Origin of the sequence: Streptomyces sp. NPDC085596 (assembly GCF_044541565.1) — a bacterium.
Taxonomy (GTDB): Bacteria; Actinomycetota; Actinomycetes; order Streptomycetales; family Streptomycetaceae; genus Streptomyces.
The window spans coordinates 68,439-84,040 of sequence record NZ_JBITTC010000012.1; the positions used below are offsets into that span (position 1 = coordinate 68,439).

Sequence of the window (15,602 nt, forward strand, 5' to 3'; positions counted from 1 at the left end):
AGGGCTGGGCCGGACGCCGTCGTGGCGGCCGTCTCGTCGACCTCTGCCCCGCCTGCGCTGGCCGCAGGTGACCCGCATGACGCGCGCACGGCTCGGCGGTGACGTCAACACCGCCGAGCCGGCACCCCCGACCCTACGACTGGAGACGACCGTGACCCAGACCGACGACCTGCCTGAGCCCATCCGTAAGAGCAGCCTGCCGTGTACGCCGCCGCCCGAGTGGGAGTTTCACACGTGGTTTCCGCACCCGGACGGGGGTGGCGACATGGTTCCTGGTGAGCGTCAGCGCGGCATTCTGGTCCGCCGCCGCGTCACCTACGGCGACTGGGAGCCTGTCCGTCCGGACTACTGGGCCGACGAGCCGGAGCCGGACGCTGCTGCCGCGTCTGTGGTGGTGTCCCCGCCGCCGGGCCACGCCGCTGACGACGAGCTGACCGCAGAGGAGGCCCGCGACCTAGCGGCCGATCTCGGTCTCCAGCTCTACCGTGCGCAGGACGCGCTCGCGTTCGTCGGTGAGTGCTGCGCTATCGCCGACCGTGAGGGGCGTGCTGTCACTACGGCGGACGTGCGGGAGTGGCTGAAGGGTGCGCGCTGCGGGCGGCAGCGCGCCGCTGAGGCACCCCAGCCCGACACCGAAGCGCACGAGCCGCTGCACCGTTGGCGGATCGAACTCCTCGACGGCGACCACTGGAAGCCCGAGAGTAGCCCGTTCACCGGCCTCCCCAACGCCGTGCTCCGGTACGCGTTCCGGAGCCAGCGGACACCCACATGGCCCGACGGCACGCCCATGCAGCGGCGGATCGTCCGGGAGACGACCACCTACACCGTGGAACAAGCCTCCGCCGTGTCCCAGCCTGCGGCAGACGGCGGCGAGGAGACGCCGATCACCGTCACCGTCCACTCGACCCGCTGCTGGCCGTGCATGACCGACGACTGCCCCCACGGCCCGCACCAGGTCGACGACATGCCAGACGTGGCCTGCGGCTGCGGATGCGTCAGCGAGGAGACACGGTGACCGCCTACCGCATCCTGGTCACCGGATCGCGCACATGGGCCGATGTGGGTGCCGTCCAGACAGCGCTGGCTCGTGCCGCCGAGAGTGTGCCCGCCAGCCGGGAGCTGGTCGTGGTGCACGGTGACTGCCCGCGTGGCGCTGACGCCATGGCCGACCTGTGGGCCCGCCAGTATGGCGCCGCCATCGAGCGGCATCCCGCCGACTGGCAGCGGCACGGCAAGGCTGCTGGCCCGCGCCGTAACAGGGCCATGGTCGACCTTGGCGCCGACCTGGTGCTCGCGTTCATCCGGGACGGCAGTCGGGGCGCCACCCACTGCGCCCGGCTCGCCGAACAGGCGGGCATCCCCGTCCGCCGCTACACCGCCTGACCCCGCCGTGTGGCCGCCTCCCTGTGTTCGGGGGCGGCCCCCAACCGGAAGGAATCCGATGCCGCACACATGGACTGAGCCTGTCCACGGGAACCCGTGCACCGCCACGCTCACCGGCCGCTACCTACTCGGCGGCGGCACCGTCCAATGCACCCGCGAAGCCCGCCACCCCGGCAACCACGTCGGCCCGAAGCAAGGCGCCAACGGGCGCGCGTGCTGGGAAGACTGGGCTGAAGGCGCGACACGGCACCGGCAGGAGTAGCCGTGCTTGCCGTGCAGGCAGGCCGTGGACAGGTAGTGGTGGGGGTTCTCTTCGGCCTCGCGTGTCGGTGGACAGTCGGACAGCACCGCGTCTGTTTGAACGCCCGCCTGTGTGGCGGGCGTTCGACGTATGCTGGTAGTGGCAGTGCGGCACCCTAGGGGTGTCGTCCGATCGGCTGCCGCGCACCGGAGTTGCTACCCGGCGCACCGCCTTCCGCCCCGTCTCCGTGGTTGAGATGGGGCGGTTGTGCGTTCACGTCCAGATGTCGGGTCCGCCGCCGTGCCACGTGATGCCGTCCCAGCCGATTGCGGGCCGGCTCACTGAAGGGCGCGCCCTTCTTTGAGGATCTGGTCGACGCGTCCTGTGGACACCTTGAGGAGTGCGGCGACTTCGCGGAGGGTGCGGCCTGCCTTGAGTTCTTCGACGGCTTGGGCGCGCTGGATGCGGATGGCGGTGGTGAGGTCGGGGATCTTGAGGGCTTCGCGGGCGGTCTTCTCGCGTTCGATGGGGTCGGTGATGGCTGCGAGTTCGGCGGTGATGGCGGCGGCGGCTGTGGTGATGTGCTGGTGGATGCGGTCGGCGGGGGTTGGCATAGGCCCAGGTTAGGGCGCTATCGAATCTTTTTCAAGGGAGCACTAGACAAAGGATTCTAGGGTGCCCTAGAATTGAGCCACTTCCTCAGAGAGGAGGTGAGACAACTGAATACAGGGGAGATCATCACCCTGGCCCTCACGGCAGCGACCTTCGCGGTCAACACCATCTCGATGGCCATCACGTGGAAGGACCGGAAGCGCAAGCCGAAGGGCCGACACCGCAAGGGGTGAGAGAAGGGCCCCGGAGATGCTGACGACAACTCCGGGGCCCGCCTCCCAGGATCGCAGCACAAGCCATCCGACAGCAAGGGAGAACCACATGACCGTGAAGAAGCCGTCCAAGCCGTGGCGCGTGACCGTGATCGGCCCGGATGTGGAGGCTACCTCCTCGTTCACCAGTGAGGCCAAGACCTACGAGTTCGTCCGCGCCACCCTCGGAGCCGACAGTCCCGCCACCAGCGCGAAGGTCGAGTACTGGGAGGACGGCCTGTGGCGGTGGTACGAGACCGTCACCGCCGACGAGATCCGCGCGGCGCAGGCCGCCACCAAGAAGTGAGGCCCTGATGCGTACCAGCCTGAAGGCCAACATCGCCTGCACGACGGCGTCCCTGGCCGCCGCGATCGCCCTCACCGCCGGCCTCAACCTCGGGGCCTGGCTGTGGCTCGTCTGGGGCCTGTGGCTGCTGCTGGCGGCCGGGACGGTAGCCCTGGTCGTGAACGACCGCCGCAACGCCTGAACCGTTCGCCCCCGCTCGCGCAGAGCGGGGGCCCTCGAAGGGGAGTAGCTCATGTTCGAGATCGACGGCCAGGTCTTCCGTGAGGGGGACGTTGTGCGCTTCGAGCGCGCACCACTTCCCACGAACCGGGTGCGGGACTACGAGATCACCGCTGTCACGGCGGACGAGCTCATCACCACCACGACGGTGGACGACAACGCCTACACGCACCGGTTCAGCCGCGAGGACGCCGCCCGCATCGGCATCACGCACGCCGACCGCGCCACCGAGAAGTGAGGACAGTGATGCCCGAGTCGATGGCCGACCGTATGACCGCGTCCACCCTCACCCGAGGCCACGAGCAACTGGCCCGCGACGCCCGCGACCTCGCCGACGCCCTCACCCGGTTCGCCGACAACATCGACGAGGGCCTCCGTTGCGGGGACATTACGCGGATCGCTGGCGACACGCAGCAGCTGCTGATCCGTGCCGTCCAGCTGAACGCGACCCGCGAGACCGCGAGCTTGTACTCCGCCGAACGCGACCAGAACGTCTGAGCACCACCGCCCCGCCACTCGGGCGGGGCGGACGACCCAGAAAGGACACGTCATGAACTCGGACCGCACCCACCGCGAGGCCGTTGACCGCTACGGCGATGCACCGAACAGTCCGGCTGAGGCTCTCAAGCACGTCCTCGCCGTGTACGCGGGCGAGCCGGACGAGATGGTCGTCCTCACCGCAACGACTCGCGTCTACCTTGACGCGCCCTGGACTGGTCTGCGCTTGGGCGACCTCCGTGCCCTCGCCGCGCAGCTCACCGCCTGACCGTCACCGTCCCGCCCACACCGGGCGGGACGACCACCGCCACGAAAGGACCCCAGCCGTGGAGATCGTCAGCATCGAGAATGACGGCACCGTCACCGTGAAGATGGCCGCCCAGGAAGCCAAGGAAGTTCGTAGCGACCTGGGATACATCCCCTTCACCCTCGTCACCAAGTCCGGCGACAAGCTCCACAGCCTGCTGGAGTGGGCCGCGCCCAGTAGCACCACCACCCGCACCGCCTGAGCCTGTGCTCCCGCCCGGCCGGGCAGGACACCCAGTAGCGAGGAGACCAGAGATGGGTTTTGCCGACGCTGATGTGCGCCTGATCCGCGTTCACGCAGACGCCCCGCGCCTCGTGTGGGAGCTGCACACCCCAAGCGGCCAGGTCGGCTACCTCGATGCCCTGGACATCGACCCACTGTGGATCAGCCACATCGGAGTCGACCCACGCTACCGGCGATGCGGCCATGCCACCCGGCTGCTGCACGCCGTGCTGGCACACGCCCCCAGCCTCCCGATCGGCTTGGCCGCCGCGCCATTCCCGTCCTGGCAGGAACCGGGACTCTCACACGACGACCTGTGCGCCTGGTACATGCGGCACGGCTTCCGCCCGGACCCCGGACCGGAAGATCCCTACCGCATGATCCGGGCCGCCACCCGCCACTGACTTCGCCCGGCCGGGCACGACACCCACCACGAAAGCGAGGACACATGATCAGCAAGTCGGGCCGGTACTGGTCCACCGGCATCACCGTCACCTACAGCCAACTCGCCGAACGCATCAACGACGAGCCCTACGGCGGCTGGCACGCCGCCCTCGAATACACCGACGACGGGTTCGCCAACAACGACCCCGACACCGGACAGGTCTCCACCGAGGGCACCCTGCACACCCGCTACCCGGTCCGCAACGCCAAGATCCGCAGCGGCCTGTCCGTCGCCGTCGACACGCTGCTCGCCGACGCCAAGCGACTCGGTATCGAGTTCATCGGCACCAGTGCCTACCCGGAGCCGTGGCTGTACTACAACGGCGACGGCGAGAGCGCCGAGCACCCGCCGCCCACGGGTTGGCGAGAGACTCTGGCCGCTGAGGCAGAACGGATCGGCTTCCGGTCCTACGCGACGCCCGTGAAGTAGGAGCCAACACGCGTGCCCCCACCTGGAGCAAGCAGGTGGGGGCACTGTCGTGCAGGCTACCTGCCCGGCTCGTAGGCTGGTCGTGCTCGGGGCGAGCGGAGGACGATCATGCCGCACACAGTGTGGAGCGGGGCCATCAGCTTCGGCCTGGTCACCGTGCCGATCCGCGTCCAATCCGCGACCGAAGACCACAGCGTCCGGTTCCACCAGATCCACACCGCAGACGGCGGCCGGGTCCGGTACCGGAAGGTGTGCGAGCTGGAGGACCGGGAAGTCCCGCAGTCGGAGATCGGGAAGGGCTACCCGCTCACCAAGGACATGGTGATCCCGATCAGTGACGACGACCTCCGCAACCTCCCCCTCCCCACCGCCAAGGCCATCGAGATCGTGGCGTTCGTGCCGCTCGACTCCATCGACCCCATCCGCATCGGCGACGGCTACTACCTCGCCTCCGACGGGCCCGTCGCCGCCAAGCCGTACAAGCTCCTCGCCCGCGCACTGGCCCGCTCCAGCCGGGTTGCCGTCGCCAAATACGCGTGGTCCGGCCGCGAACGGTTGGGCCTCCTCCGAGTCCGCGACGACGTCCTCGTCCTCCACGCCATGCACTGGGACGACGAAATCCGCGACCCCGACAGCCTCGCCCCCGCACCCGCCGCGGTCACCGACCAGGAGATCGACAGCGCGCTCGCACTCATGGACACCATGACCCGCGACAACCTCGAAGGCGACGACCTCCGCGACCACTACACCGACGCCGTACAAGCCGTCATCGACGCCAAGCGGGAACACCATCCGCTGCCCGCCGCGCCCGAGCCCGAGCAGCCGGCGCAGATCCTCGACCTCATGACCGCACTCAACCAGTCCGTGGCCCAGGCCCGCGAAGCGCGCGACACGAGCACAGAGTGTGCGACATAAATGCGACATAGGGTCGGCATGCTGAGGGCGTGACCGAGATCCCTACACGCGAACGCGTCGCCTACATCATCTACTGGTGGGACGAGACTCGCCCTCCCGAACGATCAAGTGCGGACTACCTGGAGCTTGTCGGGCTGGTGATGCAGCTCAGCGAGACAGTCACCGTGCACGACACCTGGACGATCCTGAAAACGGTCTCCCTCCTGGAAGATGGCACCGCCCCTCGACATCGGAGTGACTACTTGCGCGCCGCCGACCAGATCCTGACCACAGCCAGCTAATCGAGCACCCCCAGCGCGGTGTCGGCGGCCTGCCATGCCGCAACCTCCGACATGCACGGCGGGGGCGTCCGCGAGGCCATGTGTAGCGCGCTTGACATTTCACTCTCGGGGTGGCATCTTACGTGTAGCGCGCTACACATCGGTGGCGGCGGAGGGGAAAACCATGCAGGCCACGATCAACGACATTTGCCGAGGCGACCGCTTCACCTGGTCCGGACGCACCTGGATCGCTGCCGCTGACGCCCACCCCAACCTCGGAGGCATCCACGGCGCGGTAGACATGGTCGCCCTGCCGGGCAGCATGAAGGCCGACGAGGACGGCGTCGTCCGGCAGCAGAACCCCTCCCAGCTCACAGTCAAGGCGATCCACTTCAGCGCCCCGGTCACAATCCTGGAGCGGGGCATCCAGGTCAGCCTGACCTACGAAGACGCACCCATCGTGCAGCGCAAGCGACCGGCAGTCGAGTCCGCCCTCATGCTCCTGGACCGGCAGACGAAGATGCGCAAGGCACTTGAGGATGACCTCACCGAGACCGACCGCCAGTTCAACGACCTCGTCCGCCTGTCGCTGGCGAACGGTGCCTCCGTGGCTCGGCTGGTGGAGACGACCGGCTTGTCTCGGGCCCGGATCTACCAGATCCGCGATGGCCGTCGCTGAATTCACCATGCTCGGCCCCGCCTGCACCTCACGCAGGCGGGGCCTTTGGCTTCCTACGCTCACCCGTCGAGGACGCCCAGTTCCGTGTCGGGCCGGCAGTACCCGCACGCTTTCACGCCCTCGACCAGCGCCCGCCGCGCCACCCCCGCATCCACGCCACGCGCGCGCTTCCCGAGCATGTGGCAGTCCCCTGCGTGCACGGTGAGGGGGAGACCGTCGCGGTTCAGTCCGTAGTCGATGACCCAGTCCGGGGCTGGCGGCTTACGGGCTTCGCCACGGCGCTGCTCTTGCTGGCGGCGTTCTTCGGTGGCGATCCAGCGGCGGGTGCGGGCGAGGTCTTCGTGCTGTACGCGTTCGAGGAAGCGCAGCTGGGAGAGACGGTCAGACGCAGGCTGGTCGTGCATACGTTCGGTAATAGGAGTGTCGGAGACGCCTGCCATCCTGAGGGCAACTGAGGAGGACCAGTGGATCTACAGACACCCGTGCGGTGGACGCAAGCCCAGTGGGACCAGTACTGCGAGCAAGTCCGCGACAGCATCCCCACGCCAGACATCACCCCGTTCGACACCCTGCGAGCCGTGCACGTGACCTTTCCCTGTCCCCTCTGCCTGCACATCTCTCACACCATGCGCGTTGAACAGCCCGAGGGTGTCGCCAGTGCCACGGTGACCTGGCAGGACTGCGGTCACCAGACCATCGTTGGCGACCCTCCACAGTGACCAACAGCACCACCCCCGGCCGCTACCACCTCCACCTCACGCTCGATGGCCAGTCGACCATGCATGGCTGGTGGAACAACCTCGCCGTCGCCCGCCGCAAACACACACAGACCGTCGGCGAATACGGGCAGCCCGGAGCGCGCGTCACCCTCACCGACGAGACCACCGGCGAGCTGTTGACGGAATGGCCCGAGACTGCATGACCCTCTGCCATCCTGGCCGCGAGCAGAGGAGACCCCGATGGGACACCGCCCCTACCCCAGTGTGAAACGCGCCCTCAACCAGTTCGACCGGCACGTCGACGAAGCCTGCGGCCAGCGCGACCATGAGACGCCCACACCACTCGCCGTGGCTCGCCCCTCCGTGGCGCCGCAGAACCTCAAGCGCACACTCGCCGACGCGCTCGCCGGACTACGACGACCCGCCAACCCGCCCGCAGGCGAGTACCGCCTATCCACGCGCGCCGTCGACAACCGGCAGCGGGCAAGGCCCTGACAGGGCTCACCCGGATCGGGCATTCTGGCCGTATGTCCCAAGAGCAGAAGTGCGGCCCCTGCGGCGGCTCCGGGCTGACCCAGAAGACTGAGCACCGCGTCGAACTCGACAAAGACGGCAACCAGATCCACGTCCCGCACACCTACCTCGGCCCCTGCAACGCCTGCCACGGCAGCGGCCAGGGCTGAAGGGAGAACCATGCGACCGATCCGCCTGTGCATCGGATGCGCCACCATCTACCTCCCACCCGAAACCCCCCAGTCCGGGCCCCCGGTGTCGCCTGCCCACTGCTCGAACCCCGAATGTGCTGCGGCCACGCGTGAAGCCGTCGCCATGTCCGGACTGCCGGAGGAGAAACTCGGTGAGCTGGCCCGCCGCGCTGCCGGGGTCGACGGCGAACCACGCCGCCCGAGGATCGGGCGAGCCGCGCGGGGCCGGCGGGCAGCTGCGGCGCCTGGTGGTGGGCGTGGCAAGCTGCGCTAACCGTTTCTTGACAGCCCTCCTACTCTGAATCTCAACCGTTGGCGTCACTGCTCTGCACGCCACGGCTGTTGCGCACTGCTCCGGGTGCAGTGAAGGCCCCCACCACATCACGGTGGGGGCCTTCACTGTTGTCTGCGGTCACATGGGATACGTGTCCGGGTACACCGCCTTCACCTGCTGCAACGCCATACCGTCCCACTCCATCGGCAACGGTGTCCCGGCCAGCGGGAAGAATGGGCAGAACACGCCGTCCCACTGCTCGTGGAAGTGCTGCCAGCCTTGCCCGTAACCGGGCTCCAGGTCTCCCAGGTAGCAGGGCTGTCCGCAGGATGCGCACACCCTGATCTCGCCCTGGTAGTCGCGGATCTTCGCCACGTCGTCCCCTTGTTGCCGTGGGCCGGCTGGTGCCGTCCCTGTGGTCGGGTAACGGTGTCGGTGGGGTGGGGGTTATGCCGTGCCGTCGTCGTGTCGGACGGTTTTCTTCACGGCCATCTCCAGCCGGTACCGGTCCACCCCGGTGGCGTTCGCGTGTTCGGTGACGGCTGCCTGGAACCGGGCTGCCGCCGCTCGCCAGACGCGCTGCTGCGCCTCATACTTGTCGCCGTCGAGGCCGGCGAGCTTGCCGCGTTCCTGTTCGGCCGCGCGTTCCAGTTCGATCAAGGGTTCGGGGATCTCCACACGCCGATCCTAAGGCGGACACGGGAGCACCCCCACCAGGACACGAGGCGGGGGTGTCGGGGTGCGGCTAGGCGGCCGTCGCGCGGAGGCAGGCCGGGCAGGTGACTGTGACGCTGTCCATCCCAGACAGCGGCAGATCCAGTATCCGGCCCCGCGCATCGAACAGCTTCACCCGCTTCCCGCACGTCGTGGCCATCGGCCGCGAATGAGGCACAGGCACGTCGTGGACGCGGGTGCCGCCCTTCAAACGGATACGACGGGTCTCCTCGGTCTTGAACATCAGGGTTGTCTCACCTCGCGCCAGCGCCTCGTCTCGCTGTCCCACGCGACCGTGACGGGCTCGTCGGTGTACTTGTCCAGCCCGGCCAGCTGGTCGAGCTGATCCTCGTCTGGGGCTTCATCCAGGTACGCGGTTGATGTGGACCCGCTCAAGCAGAGATAGCTGATCTTCACGGCCGCCACTCCTCTCGGTAGCCGGGCCGCGCCTCGTAGGGCATGGCGAGCAGCCGTACCGTCGTGCACGGGTATGCGGGACCCCAGTCGTGCATCTCGTAGCCCTGCCCGCACTCGGTGCAACTGGTATGGGTCCCCATGACGTCTGGGGCATGCAGGTCGAGCAGCCGCCTCTTGGCGTCGATCTCCCGCAGCACCCGAGCCGGATTCCACTCTGCAATGAAGCGCGAGTCGAACCACGCCTCAGTCATAATCGACGGCTGCCCCGTCATGCGCTCCCAGGTCCGCACCGGGTGGATGAGCTCACCCTTGCTGATCCAGGGCATCTCCGGCCCAGCGTAGGCGTTCCACGGACCGCTGCTCGCTGCGTGCGCGATCCGCTCATCCTCATCGAGCTGGGCACCCAGCCACTGCACCAAGTCGTCCATGTGGCTCACACGCCCCTCACCATGTCGTACATCTCGTGCTGCCGACAGCTCCGAGTGCCGTCAATCTCGCCCGGCGTCATCGTGCACCCGCCGGCAGCACTCACCTGAGGGCAGACCCCACAGACCGTCTCGCAGCACTCATCGTCCGGACCGCAGTCCTCACACTCGGCGCCCGTGCAGTACCGCTCACCCATGTGGTTCCTCCTGATGGTCATCGTCCCAGCCCTTGCGGGAGGAACACGAAGTTCGGGTGACAGCGGCCGCAGTAAGTCTGGGTGTCGCCGTGGCCGTACATGCGGGTGATCTCGTCGCAGTCCGGGCGCCCGCAGTGCGGAACCCACTCCCAACCGTCCGGACGCTCCCCAGCCGCCGCCTGCTGCTCCAGCCGATGCCAGAGGTCGTCCCGGTACGGCTGATGCCCCCCGAGGCCCTGTACGGGCTTGGAGTCGCCTGCGAGGGCCAGCCAGCCGGCCACGTTCGCGTCTGTCCCCACCAGCCCGCCCTGCTGCTGCTTGTTCAGCCAGTGCGCCTCGTGCTCCGTGAGGTCGGTCCAGGAGAGGTTCGTCTCGGCCATGTCCACCGCGATCAGAACCAGGTCGTCGACAGACCGATCGGCGCGGAGACGGGAAGCGGCGGACGCCTGCACTCGGGAGACGGCTTTGCTGGCCGGGCTGCTGCCACTGATCCGCTTGTACGCCTCAACCCACGCGACGGCTACCCGTGCGGTGGCGTCGGTCTCGTCGGCATGGGTCAGGTCGATGGATACATGGATCTCTCTCTCGCGCTCTGACTCAGGTGCCACGCGGGGAGCGGGAAGGGCTGCGGGGAGAGAGAGTTCTTTGTCTTCTAGAAACGTCTTAGTAGAAACGTCTTCTTTCTGTACAACCGGCTGACCACCCCCGTCAGCGGGCTGACCAGGGGGGTGCACTCCGCTGACCACCGGGTCAGCATTCTGACCACCCTCCTGGTCAGTATTCTGACCAGTCACCGGGAACGGCTCGTTGAACGCGATCACGTACCGGTTCGTCTGCCGCCCCGCCGCGCCCGAGGTCTCGATCCTGACCGCGCCGACAGCCGTCAGCTCCTTCACGTAAGCGATGACGCTGCCGCGACTGACGCCCAACTCCTTGGCGAGCGTGGCGTAGCTGGGCATCACCCGCTCGTAGTGGCCGTAGCGCCCGTGCAGCCACCCGTAGGTGGAGATGGCCTGGAGGCCGGCTCTGCTCTCGTACAGCCACAGGGGGATGCGACCGTACTTCGTTTCCGTGCTGCGCCCACGAATGTTCTCGATCATCAGGCGGTCACCGCCAGGGCGGCGTGGCCGAGCGCGATCCTCTTGGGTACCCTCATGCGCACAGAGCGCCTTTCTCTTGGATGGTTCTGTCGATCTGCGGGCTGCAACCCGCTGGTCATCTGGGCCGGGGTGGTGACACACCCCGGCCTTTCTGTGTCTGGAGCTACGCGGGCAGGCTGATCCAGCCGGCGTCGACCAGCTCCGTCAGAAGCTCGTCCACGTCCTCCAGCTCGCCGTTCTGCTCCTGGCGTGCCAGCGCCTCGCGCTTCGCGGCGTCGACGTCGAACTCGCCGTTGAGGCTGATGAGTCGCAGCAGTAGGCCCACCGCGCCCAGGCTCAGCCGGCCGTCAGTGATCGTGTGCGGGATGCCGACGTATCCCTCCTCGACGGCGGCCTGGTTGACGCCTTCGAAGCAGACGGGGTTCAGCGTGATCTGCATGTGCGGGTTACTCCTCGCTGTTCGTTGCGTTGTCGTTCTTCTTCGGTAGGTCGGTGCGTTCTCCCTGTCGGAGGCGTCTGTTGCGGAAGTAGGGCTCTAGCACGTGCCAGTCGAACAGACGCATGCGTCCGACCTTGACGGCTTGCTCCATGGGGATGGGCCAATCCGGGTCTTCCTCAGCGAGTTGCCTGCACCGCTGGTGGGTCAGCTTCGTTAGCCCGGCGGCCTCAAGGCGTGCAGGCATCTGGCCAAACGTCACCAAGTCTGGGCCTCCTTCGGCGCGCTCGTCCTCCCCGGTGGGGCTGGGCATGGCTCCATCCTCCCAGACTCCCTTGTAAGTTTACAAGGAAGTCGCTACTCTCGTTCTCGCACCAACAGAACGGCCCGGCACGAGTTCGCACCTCGCGCCGGGCCTGCCATACCACCTGCCCTAACAGGAGGAATGACCATGGCCGATCGTATCGGCAACCCCACGCCCGGGCCCAGCCCCGAGGCACGCGCCGCACAACAGACAGCCGCCGCCGACCGCTACCTCGACCTCGCCGCCCGTGACGCCACCACCCTCACGCCCGCCGAGTTCAACGCCCTCCAGCACGCGGCCCGCACCCTCAACCACGAGGTGGGCAACCGATGAACGACTGGCCCGAGTCAGTCATCGCCCGTTACCTCACCGTCGGCGGTGCCACCGTCGACATCACCCACACCAGCCACAGCGGGTACGTCGTAGCCACCTGTAACGGCTGCGGCAACGACCACGACATTCCGACCAACGGACGCCTGGACGACACACCCGAGGAACAGGAGCGGCGCGTCGACCAGGTGCTCCCGGACGCCCGTGACTGGGCGCAGGACCACGCCGAAACCTGCCGTGCCATGCCCCGCCCGGCGGCCAGCCGATGACCCAGCCCACCGGGCACACCCCCGGCACACACGACCCGCGCGACAGCCAAGGCCGGCCGAGCCCTCGCCGAACACCTCTTCCGGAACCCGTTCCCCGTGCAGAAGGCGGGGGAGGTGACCCGATGAGTCCGCAGTTCACCCCGGACCGGGAAACCATCCTCCGTGACGCGGCCATCGCCCACACCCTCAAGAGCGAGCGCGCCAACCAAGGCCGAACCCTTACCGGGGGCGAACGCCACCTTTACGAGCAGCGGACGACCGCCGCCTACATGCAGGGGATCACCGCCTCCGAGATCCGCACCCACGCGGCCACGCTCTCCGAGACGCCGTGACCCGGCCCCGCCCGTGGCTCACCCGCAGCCTGCTCCTCCTCTGCTGCGCCATCACCATCCTCGGACTCGCCACCACCCTCCACCGCTGACCCCGAAAGGCACACCATGGCCACCCCCACCGACCTGACCACCATCACCGGCGCCGACGCCTACGCCAAGGCCGTCGAGTACATCGAAGTCGCCGCCCGCATCGCCGACGCCAACCCGACCGTGCAGAACCTCACCGCCGTCGCCACCACCTACGCCCTCATCGCCCAAGCCGAAGCCACCGCCCGCGCCTCCGCACACCCCGGCTTCTTCCCCGGCGGCGGCTGGGACCAGCACACCCACCCCAACCGCAACCACTAACCCCCCAGACCGCTGCCGCGCGGCCAACGTCCCCCCGTCCCGCGCGGCAGCACCCCAACCCGAGAGGAACCCGCCCATGAATACCCCGCCTGACCTCTCCCCGCTCTACCCGGTCAACCACACCCAGGTCGTCATCACGAGCTTCGGCTACGGGCACAGCCCGGCCCCCGAGGCGGACATCACCCTCGACACCCGCCGCCACCTCCGCAACCCCCACGCCGATCCGGCGATGCGGGACCTGACTGGCCTCGACTCCGCCGTCCGCCAGCACGTCCTCACCACCCCCGGCGCCCGACACCTCATCACCAACACGGCGGTCATGGTGCAGATCTTGCTCACCGACGTGGCGGACGCCCGCCAGCGGCTCGTCACCGTCGCCACCGGCTGCGTCGGCGGCCGCCACCGATCCGTCGCCATCGCCGAGGAGATCACCGTCTCCCCCCGCGCCCTCGGTGTTGGCGTGGAGGTCGAGCACCGGGACATCGACAAGCCCGTCATCCAGCACTGACCCGAGGACACGCTGATGTCGCGGCCCGCCCGACGAGGCACCTCACCCCTCGCCGTCACCCTGCATACGCCTCTCTCCCGCTGGGCATTCACCGCCCTCGCCATCCTCGCCCTTGCTACCGGCCAAGGCTGGCCGTTCGAAGTCACCGCGATGCTCGCCTGGCTCGCCTGGCGACGCCCCACCCGCAAACGCCGACGCCATCACTGACGAGGCCAACCAGCAGACCACCGTCCCGCCCCGGAAGGACCAACCCAAGTGACCACCCCGGCCGGTGAGCCGAACCGCCCCAGCGGCCCCCTCGCACCCGCGCCAGGGAACCCGCTCCAGCCCCTCACCCGCATCCAGAAAATCCTCACTGGCATCGTCGTCGGCGCCGTCCTCACCATCGCCACCCTCGGCTTCATCGGCTCCTACAACGCCGTCACCCGACTAGCCGTCCGCAAGGGCTTCGGCGAGTTCGCCCACGCCTTCCCCATCGCCGTAGACGCCGGCATCATCGCGTTCCTCGCCCTCGATCTCCTCCTCACTTGGCGGCGCATCGCCTTCCCCCTCCTCCGCTACACCGCCTGGGGCCTCACCGCCGCCACCATCGCGTTCAACGCCGTCGTGTCCTGGCCCGACCCCGTCGGCACCGGCATGCATGGAGTCATCCCTGTCCTGTTCGTCATCGCCGTCGAAGCCGCCCGGCACGCTGTCGGCCGCATCGCCGAGATCGTCGCGGACAAGCACCTCGAAGGTCCGCCCGCAGCCCGATGGCTCCTCAACCCCCTCGGCACCTTCGTGCTGTGGCGGCGCCAGCGACTGTGGGGCATCCGCACCTGGGACGCCGTCCTCCAGTTGGAGCGGGAGCGGCGCATCTACATCGCCCAGCTCCGCCGCCAGCACGGGCGTCACGGCTGGCGGCGGAAGGCGACCGCGGAACAGAGCCTCGTCTTGGCTCTCGCCAAGGACGGCATGAGCATCCAGGACGCCGTCGACCTCCCCAAGCGCGAGGCGGAGAAGCTGGCCGCCGCCGAAGCGAAGCGGCAAGCCGAAGCCCGAGCGAAGGCCGAAGCCGAAGCCGAAGCGAAGCACCAGGCCGAACTCCGCCAGGCGGAAGCCGAAGCGAAGCGGCGTGCCGAAGTCGCCGAAGCCGAAGCCGTCGAAGCACGGGCCCGGGCCGAAGCCGAAGCAGCTGCCGAAGCCGCCCGACTCGAAGTAGAAGCGAAGCGCGTAGCCGAAGCCGAAGCGGCCCGGCTCCTCGTAGCCGAAACCGAAGCGAAGCTCGCCGAGATCGCCCGCGCCCGGCGCCAGGCGGAGGCAGAAGCCGAACTGAACCGGCAGCGGCAGCAGGCCGAGCAGGCCCGCATCCAGGACGAAGTCGCACGTCGCATCCGTGAGCAGGAGGCTGCCGACGCCGAGCAGCGCCGCCAGAACGAGGCCCGCGAGCGTGCCCAGCGCATCGCCGCCCGCGCCGCCTCTGCTTCGGACGCCACTTCGGGTTCGGACCCGAAGCCCGCCGCCACTTCGGGTTCGGTCTCCGCTCTCGGTGGCCGCGGCGCGAAGAAGCAGGCCGAAGTCGAAGCGGTCCTGGCCCGCCTGGTCGAAGCGAACGACCCGAAGGCATACCCGCTTTCCGAAGTGATCGCCGACTTCGGGTTGAGCCAGACCACCGCCTACGACCGGCTCGTCACCGCACAGCGTCTCTACGCCAAAGCCAAGGACCCGAAGTCCGAGAAGACCGCCTGAGGGGCCGGACGTGACCACTGAGATCAGCC

General features: G+C 68.4%; 34 protein-coding genes. 24 read left to right on the forward strand and 10 right to left on the reverse strand.

Annotated elements, in window-relative coordinates:
- Nucleotides 1-76: 76 nt before the first annotated feature.
- Together ACIGA3_RS28455 and ACIGA3_RS28460 are read left to right on the forward strand one after the other, a co-directional pair.
- Nucleotides 77-1,015 (forward strand): hypothetical protein, encoded by a 939-nt coding sequence (locus ACIGA3_RS28455; RefSeq protein WP_399721096.1) that lies wholly within the window; start codon nt 77-79, stop codon nt 1,013-1,015.
- Nucleotides 1,012-1,383, forward strand: a complete 372-nt coding sequence (locus ACIGA3_RS28460; RefSeq protein WP_399721098.1) for a DUF2493 domain-containing protein — start codon at nt 1,012-1,014, stop codon at nt 1,381-1,383. The genes ACIGA3_RS28455 and ACIGA3_RS28460 overlap by 4 nt, the downstream gene beginning before the upstream one ends.
- A gap of 579 nt (nt 1,384-1,962) precedes the next feature.
- On the opposite strand, the gene ACIGA3_RS28465 is transcribed toward ACIGA3_RS28460, so the two are convergent.
- A complete protein-coding gene (locus ACIGA3_RS28465) occupies nt 1,963-2,238 on the reverse strand; it encodes an RNA polymerase subunit sigma-70 (RefSeq protein ID WP_399721100.1) in 276 nt (91 codons plus the stop codon).
- A 96-nt stretch (nt 2,239-2,334) separates the two neighbouring features.
- Between ACIGA3_RS28465 and ACIGA3_RS28470 the strand changes: the two genes are divergently transcribed.
- The 12 genes from ACIGA3_RS28470 (at nt 2,335) to ACIGA3_RS28525 (ending at nt 6,768) form a co-directional block, all read left to right on the forward strand.
- The gene (locus ACIGA3_RS28470; protein ID WP_399721102.1) at nt 2,335-2,469 is read left to right on the forward strand and encodes a hypothetical protein; all 135 of its coding nucleotides are present in this window, start codon (nt 2,335-2,337) and stop codon (nt 2,467-2,469) included.
- Between the two features lie 88 nt (nt 2,470-2,557).
- Complete coding sequence (locus tag ACIGA3_RS28475; protein ID WP_399721103.1) at nt 2,558-2,794, forward strand: hypothetical protein; 237 nt, start codon at nt 2,558-2,560, stop codon at nt 2,792-2,794.
- Between the two features lie 7 nt (nt 2,795-2,801).
- A complete protein-coding gene (locus tag ACIGA3_RS28480) occupies nt 2,802-2,975 on the forward strand; it encodes a hypothetical protein (RefSeq protein ID WP_399721104.1) in 174 nt (57 codons plus the stop codon).
- Between the two features lie 51 nt (nt 2,976-3,026).
- The gene (locus ACIGA3_RS28485) at nt 3,027-3,251 is read left to right on the forward strand and encodes a hypothetical protein (protein ID WP_399721105.1); all 225 of its coding nucleotides are present in this window, start codon (nt 3,027-3,029) and stop codon (nt 3,249-3,251) included.
- 8 nt (nt 3,252-3,259) lie between these two features.
- Nucleotides 3,260-3,511 (forward strand): hypothetical protein, encoded by a 252-nt coding sequence (locus ACIGA3_RS28490; protein ID WP_399721106.1) that lies wholly within the window; start codon nt 3,260-3,262, stop codon nt 3,509-3,511.
- Between the two features lie 52 nt (nt 3,512-3,563).
- Nucleotides 3,564-3,779 (forward strand): hypothetical protein, encoded by a 216-nt coding sequence (locus ACIGA3_RS28495; RefSeq protein WP_399721107.1) that lies wholly within the window; start codon nt 3,564-3,566, stop codon nt 3,777-3,779.
- Between the two features lie 58 nt (nt 3,780-3,837).
- A complete protein-coding gene (locus ACIGA3_RS28500; RefSeq protein WP_399721109.1) occupies nt 3,838-4,020 on the forward strand; it encodes a hypothetical protein in 183 nt (60 codons plus the stop codon).
- A 52-nt stretch (nt 4,021-4,072) separates the two neighbouring features.
- Nucleotides 4,073-4,444, forward strand: a complete 372-nt coding sequence (locus tag ACIGA3_RS28505) for a GNAT family N-acetyltransferase (RefSeq protein WP_399721110.1) — start codon at nt 4,073-4,075, stop codon at nt 4,442-4,444.
- A gap of 44 nt (nt 4,445-4,488) precedes the next feature.
- Nucleotides 4,489-4,914 (forward strand): hypothetical protein, encoded by a 426-nt coding sequence (locus ACIGA3_RS28510; protein WP_399721112.1) that lies wholly within the window; start codon nt 4,489-4,491, stop codon nt 4,912-4,914.
- A gap of 108 nt (nt 4,915-5,022) precedes the next feature.
- Nucleotides 5,023-5,829 (forward strand): Ku protein, encoded by an 807-nt coding sequence (locus tag ACIGA3_RS28515; protein WP_399721113.1) that lies wholly within the window; start codon nt 5,023-5,025, stop codon nt 5,827-5,829.
- A 29-nt stretch (nt 5,830-5,858) separates the two neighbouring features.
- Entirely contained in the window at nt 5,859-6,110 is a 252-nt protein-coding gene (locus ACIGA3_RS28520) for a hypothetical protein (protein WP_399721115.1), read from the forward strand.
- Between the two features lie 163 nt (nt 6,111-6,273).
- Nucleotides 6,274-6,768: a hypothetical protein gene (locus tag ACIGA3_RS28525; RefSeq protein ID WP_399721116.1), complete on the forward strand. Its 495-nt coding sequence runs from the start codon at nt 6,274-6,276 to the stop codon at nt 6,766-6,768.
- Between the two features lie 59 nt (nt 6,769-6,827).
- On the opposite strand, the gene ACIGA3_RS28530 is transcribed toward ACIGA3_RS28525, so the two are convergent.
- A complete protein-coding gene (locus ACIGA3_RS28530) occupies nt 6,828-7,172 on the reverse strand; it encodes a DUF6233 domain-containing protein (RefSeq protein WP_399721118.1) in 345 nt (114 codons plus the stop codon).
- 311 nt (nt 7,173-7,483) lie between these two features.
- Between ACIGA3_RS28530 and ACIGA3_RS28535 the strand changes: the two genes are divergently transcribed.
- Genes ACIGA3_RS28535 through ACIGA3_RS28545 form a run of 3 tightly spaced genes read left to right on the forward strand, consistent with a single transcriptional unit; the run spans nt 7,484 to nt 8,170 of the window.
- On the forward strand, nt 7,484-7,690 hold the full coding sequence (locus ACIGA3_RS28535; protein WP_399721120.1) for a hypothetical protein: 207 nt from the start codon (nt 7,484-7,486) through the stop codon (nt 7,688-7,690).
- Nucleotides 7,691-7,727: 37 nt separating this feature from the next.
- Nucleotides 7,728-7,982, forward strand: a complete 255-nt coding sequence (locus ACIGA3_RS28540) for a hypothetical protein (RefSeq protein WP_399721122.1) — start codon at nt 7,728-7,730, stop codon at nt 7,980-7,982.
- 32 nt (nt 7,983-8,014) lie between these two features.
- Nucleotides 8,015-8,170, forward strand: a complete 156-nt coding sequence (locus tag ACIGA3_RS28545) for a hypothetical protein (protein ID WP_399721124.1) — start codon at nt 8,015-8,017, stop codon at nt 8,168-8,170.
- Nucleotides 8,171-8,603: 433 nt separating this feature from the next.
- Here ACIGA3_RS28545 and ACIGA3_RS28550 read toward each other — a convergent pair whose 3' ends face one another.
- The 8 genes from ACIGA3_RS28550 to ACIGA3_RS28585 form a co-directional block, all read right to left on the reverse strand.
- Complete coding sequence (locus ACIGA3_RS28550; protein WP_399721126.1) at nt 8,604-8,840, reverse strand: hypothetical protein; 237 nt, start codon at nt 8,838-8,840, stop codon at nt 8,604-8,606.
- A gap of 72 nt (nt 8,841-8,912) precedes the next feature.
- Complete coding sequence (locus tag ACIGA3_RS28555) at nt 8,913-9,143, reverse strand: hypothetical protein (protein ID WP_399721127.1); 231 nt, start codon at nt 9,141-9,143, stop codon at nt 8,913-8,915.
- A gap of 67 nt (nt 9,144-9,210) precedes the next feature.
- On the reverse strand, nt 9,211-9,423 hold the full coding sequence (locus ACIGA3_RS28560) for a hypothetical protein (protein WP_399721129.1): 213 nt from the start codon (nt 9,421-9,423) through the stop codon (nt 9,211-9,213).
- Complete coding sequence (locus tag ACIGA3_RS28565) at nt 9,423-9,596, reverse strand: hypothetical protein (RefSeq protein ID WP_399721130.1); 174 nt, start codon at nt 9,594-9,596, stop codon at nt 9,423-9,425. The genes ACIGA3_RS28560 and ACIGA3_RS28565 overlap by 1 nt, the downstream gene beginning before the upstream one ends.
- Complete coding sequence (locus ACIGA3_RS28570) at nt 9,593-10,024, reverse strand: DUF6221 family protein (protein WP_399721132.1); 432 nt, start codon at nt 10,022-10,024, stop codon at nt 9,593-9,595. Before ACIGA3_RS28570 ends, ACIGA3_RS28565 begins: the two co-directional genes overlap by 4 nt.
- Nucleotides 10,025-10,235: 211 nt before the next feature.
- Entirely contained in the window at nt 10,236-11,318 is a 1,083-nt protein-coding gene (locus tag ACIGA3_RS28575; protein ID WP_399721133.1) for a hypothetical protein, read from the reverse strand.
- A 163-nt stretch (nt 11,319-11,481) separates the two neighbouring features.
- Entirely contained in the window at nt 11,482-11,757 is a 276-nt protein-coding gene (locus ACIGA3_RS28580) for a hypothetical protein (protein ID WP_399721135.1), read from the reverse strand.
- A gap of 7 nt (nt 11,758-11,764) precedes the next feature.
- Nucleotides 11,765-12,067 (reverse strand): hypothetical protein, encoded by a 303-nt coding sequence (locus tag ACIGA3_RS28585; protein WP_399721136.1) that lies wholly within the window; start codon nt 12,065-12,067, stop codon nt 11,765-11,767.
- 138 nt (nt 12,068-12,205) lie between these two features.
- Here ACIGA3_RS28585 and ACIGA3_RS28590 point away from each other — a divergent pair, with 138 nt between their 5' ends.
- The 7 genes from ACIGA3_RS28590 (at nt 12,206) to ACIGA3_RS28620 (ending at nt 15,573) form a co-directional block, all read left to right on the forward strand.
- Nucleotides 12,206-12,391, forward strand: coding sequence for a hypothetical protein (locus ACIGA3_RS28590; RefSeq protein WP_399721138.1), 186 nt, complete (start codon nt 12,206-12,208; stop codon nt 12,389-12,391).
- Nucleotides 12,388-12,657, forward strand: coding sequence for a hypothetical protein (locus ACIGA3_RS28595; RefSeq protein ID WP_399721139.1), 270 nt, complete (start codon nt 12,388-12,390; stop codon nt 12,655-12,657). Before ACIGA3_RS28590 ends, ACIGA3_RS28595 begins: the two co-directional genes overlap by 4 nt.
- 122 nt (nt 12,658-12,779) lie before the next feature.
- Nucleotides 12,780-12,989: a hypothetical protein gene (locus tag ACIGA3_RS28600; RefSeq protein WP_399721141.1), complete on the forward strand. Its 210-nt coding sequence runs from the start codon at nt 12,780-12,782 to the stop codon at nt 12,987-12,989.
- A gap of 105 nt (nt 12,990-13,094) precedes the next feature.
- Nucleotides 13,095-13,337 carry a hypothetical protein gene (locus ACIGA3_RS28605; protein ID WP_399721143.1) on the forward strand — a complete coding sequence of 81 codons (243 nt, stop codon included), beginning with the start codon at nt 13,095-13,097 and terminating at the stop codon, nt 13,335-13,337.
- Between the two features lie 76 nt (nt 13,338-13,413).
- Nucleotides 13,414-13,845, forward strand: a complete 432-nt coding sequence (locus ACIGA3_RS28610; RefSeq protein ID WP_399721144.1) for an ATPase — start codon at nt 13,414-13,416, stop codon at nt 13,843-13,845.
- 15 nt (nt 13,846-13,860) lie between these two features.
- Nucleotides 13,861-14,052, forward strand: coding sequence for a hypothetical protein (locus ACIGA3_RS28615; protein ID WP_399721146.1), 192 nt, complete (start codon nt 13,861-13,863; stop codon nt 14,050-14,052).
- Nucleotides 14,053-14,100: 48 nt separating this feature from the next.
- The gene (locus ACIGA3_RS28620) at nt 14,101-15,573 is read left to right on the forward strand and encodes a DUF2637 domain-containing protein (RefSeq protein WP_399721147.1); all 1,473 of its coding nucleotides are present in this window, start codon (nt 14,101-14,103) and stop codon (nt 15,571-15,573) included.
- Nucleotides 15,574-15,602: the final 29 nt, after the last annotated feature.

Coding starts and splice junctions, on each gene's coding strand:
- ACIGA3_RS28455 (WP_399721096.1), top strand. CDS start 77: ATGACGCGCGCACGGCTCGGCGGTGACGTCAACACCGCCGAGCCGGCA.
- ACIGA3_RS28465 (WP_399721100.1), bottom strand. CDS start 2,238: ATGCCAACCCCCGCCGACCGCATCCACCAGCACATCACCACAGCCGCC.
- ACIGA3_RS28475 (WP_399721103.1), top strand. CDS start 2,558: ATGACCGTGAAGAAGCCGTCCAAGCCGTGGCGCGTGACCGTGATCGGC.
- ACIGA3_RS28480 (WP_399721104.1), top strand. CDS start 2,802: ATGCGTACCAGCCTGAAGGCCAACATCGCCTGCACGACGGCGTCCCTG.
- ACIGA3_RS28485 (WP_399721105.1), top strand. CDS start 3,027: ATGTTCGAGATCGACGGCCAGGTCTTCCGTGAGGGGGACGTTGTGCGC.
- ACIGA3_RS28490 (WP_399721106.1), top strand. CDS start 3,260: ATGCCCGAGTCGATGGCCGACCGTATGACCGCGTCCACCCTCACCCGA.
- ACIGA3_RS28495 (WP_399721107.1), top strand. CDS start 3,564: ATGAACTCGGACCGCACCCACCGCGAGGCCGTTGACCGCTACGGCGAT.
- ACIGA3_RS28505 (WP_399721110.1), top strand. CDS start 4,073: ATGGGTTTTGCCGACGCTGATGTGCGCCTGATCCGCGTTCACGCAGAC.
- ACIGA3_RS28510 (WP_399721112.1), top strand. CDS start 4,489: ATGATCAGCAAGTCGGGCCGGTACTGGTCCACCGGCATCACCGTCACC.
- ACIGA3_RS28515 (WP_399721113.1), top strand. CDS start 5,023: ATGCCGCACACAGTGTGGAGCGGGGCCATCAGCTTCGGCCTGGTCACC.
- ACIGA3_RS28525 (WP_399721116.1), top strand. CDS start 6,274: ATGCAGGCCACGATCAACGACATTTGCCGAGGCGACCGCTTCACCTGG.
- ACIGA3_RS28530 (WP_399721118.1), bottom strand. CDS start 7,172: ATGCACGACCAGCCTGCGTCTGACCGTCTCTCCCAGCTGCGCTTCCTC.
- ACIGA3_RS28540 (WP_399721122.1), top strand. CDS start 7,728: ATGGGACACCGCCCCTACCCCAGTGTGAAACGCGCCCTCAACCAGTTC.
- ACIGA3_RS28545 (WP_399721124.1), top strand. CDS start 8,015: ATGTCCCAAGAGCAGAAGTGCGGCCCCTGCGGCGGCTCCGGGCTGACC.
- ACIGA3_RS28560 (WP_399721129.1), bottom strand. CDS start 9,423: ATGTTCAAGACCGAGGAGACCCGTCGTATCCGTTTGAAGGGCGGCACC.
- ACIGA3_RS28570 (WP_399721132.1), bottom strand. CDS start 10,024: ATGGACGACTTGGTGCAGTGGCTGGGTGCCCAGCTCGATGAGGATGAG.
- ACIGA3_RS28575 (WP_399721133.1), bottom strand. CDS start 11,318: ATGATCGAGAACATTCGTGGGCGCAGCACGGAAACGAAGTACGGTCGC.
- ACIGA3_RS28580 (WP_399721135.1), bottom strand. CDS start 11,757: ATGCAGATCACGCTGAACCCCGTCTGCTTCGAAGGCGTCAACCAGGCC.
- ACIGA3_RS28585 (WP_399721136.1), bottom strand. CDS start 12,067: ATGCCCAGCCCCACCGGGGAGGACGAGCGCGCCGAAGGAGGCCCAGAC.
- ACIGA3_RS28590 (WP_399721138.1), top strand. CDS start 12,206: ATGGCCGATCGTATCGGCAACCCCACGCCCGGGCCCAGCCCCGAGGCA.
- ACIGA3_RS28595 (WP_399721139.1), top strand. CDS start 12,388: ATGAACGACTGGCCCGAGTCAGTCATCGCCCGTTACCTCACCGTCGGC.
- ACIGA3_RS28600 (WP_399721141.1), top strand. CDS start 12,780: ATGAGTCCGCAGTTCACCCCGGACCGGGAAACCATCCTCCGTGACGCG.
- ACIGA3_RS28605 (WP_399721143.1), top strand. CDS start 13,095: ATGGCCACCCCCACCGACCTGACCACCATCACCGGCGCCGACGCCTAC.
- ACIGA3_RS28610 (WP_399721144.1), top strand. CDS start 13,414: ATGAATACCCCGCCTGACCTCTCCCCGCTCTACCCGGTCAACCACACC.
- ACIGA3_RS28615 (WP_399721146.1), top strand. CDS start 13,861: ATGTCGCGGCCCGCCCGACGAGGCACCTCACCCCTCGCCGTCACCCTG.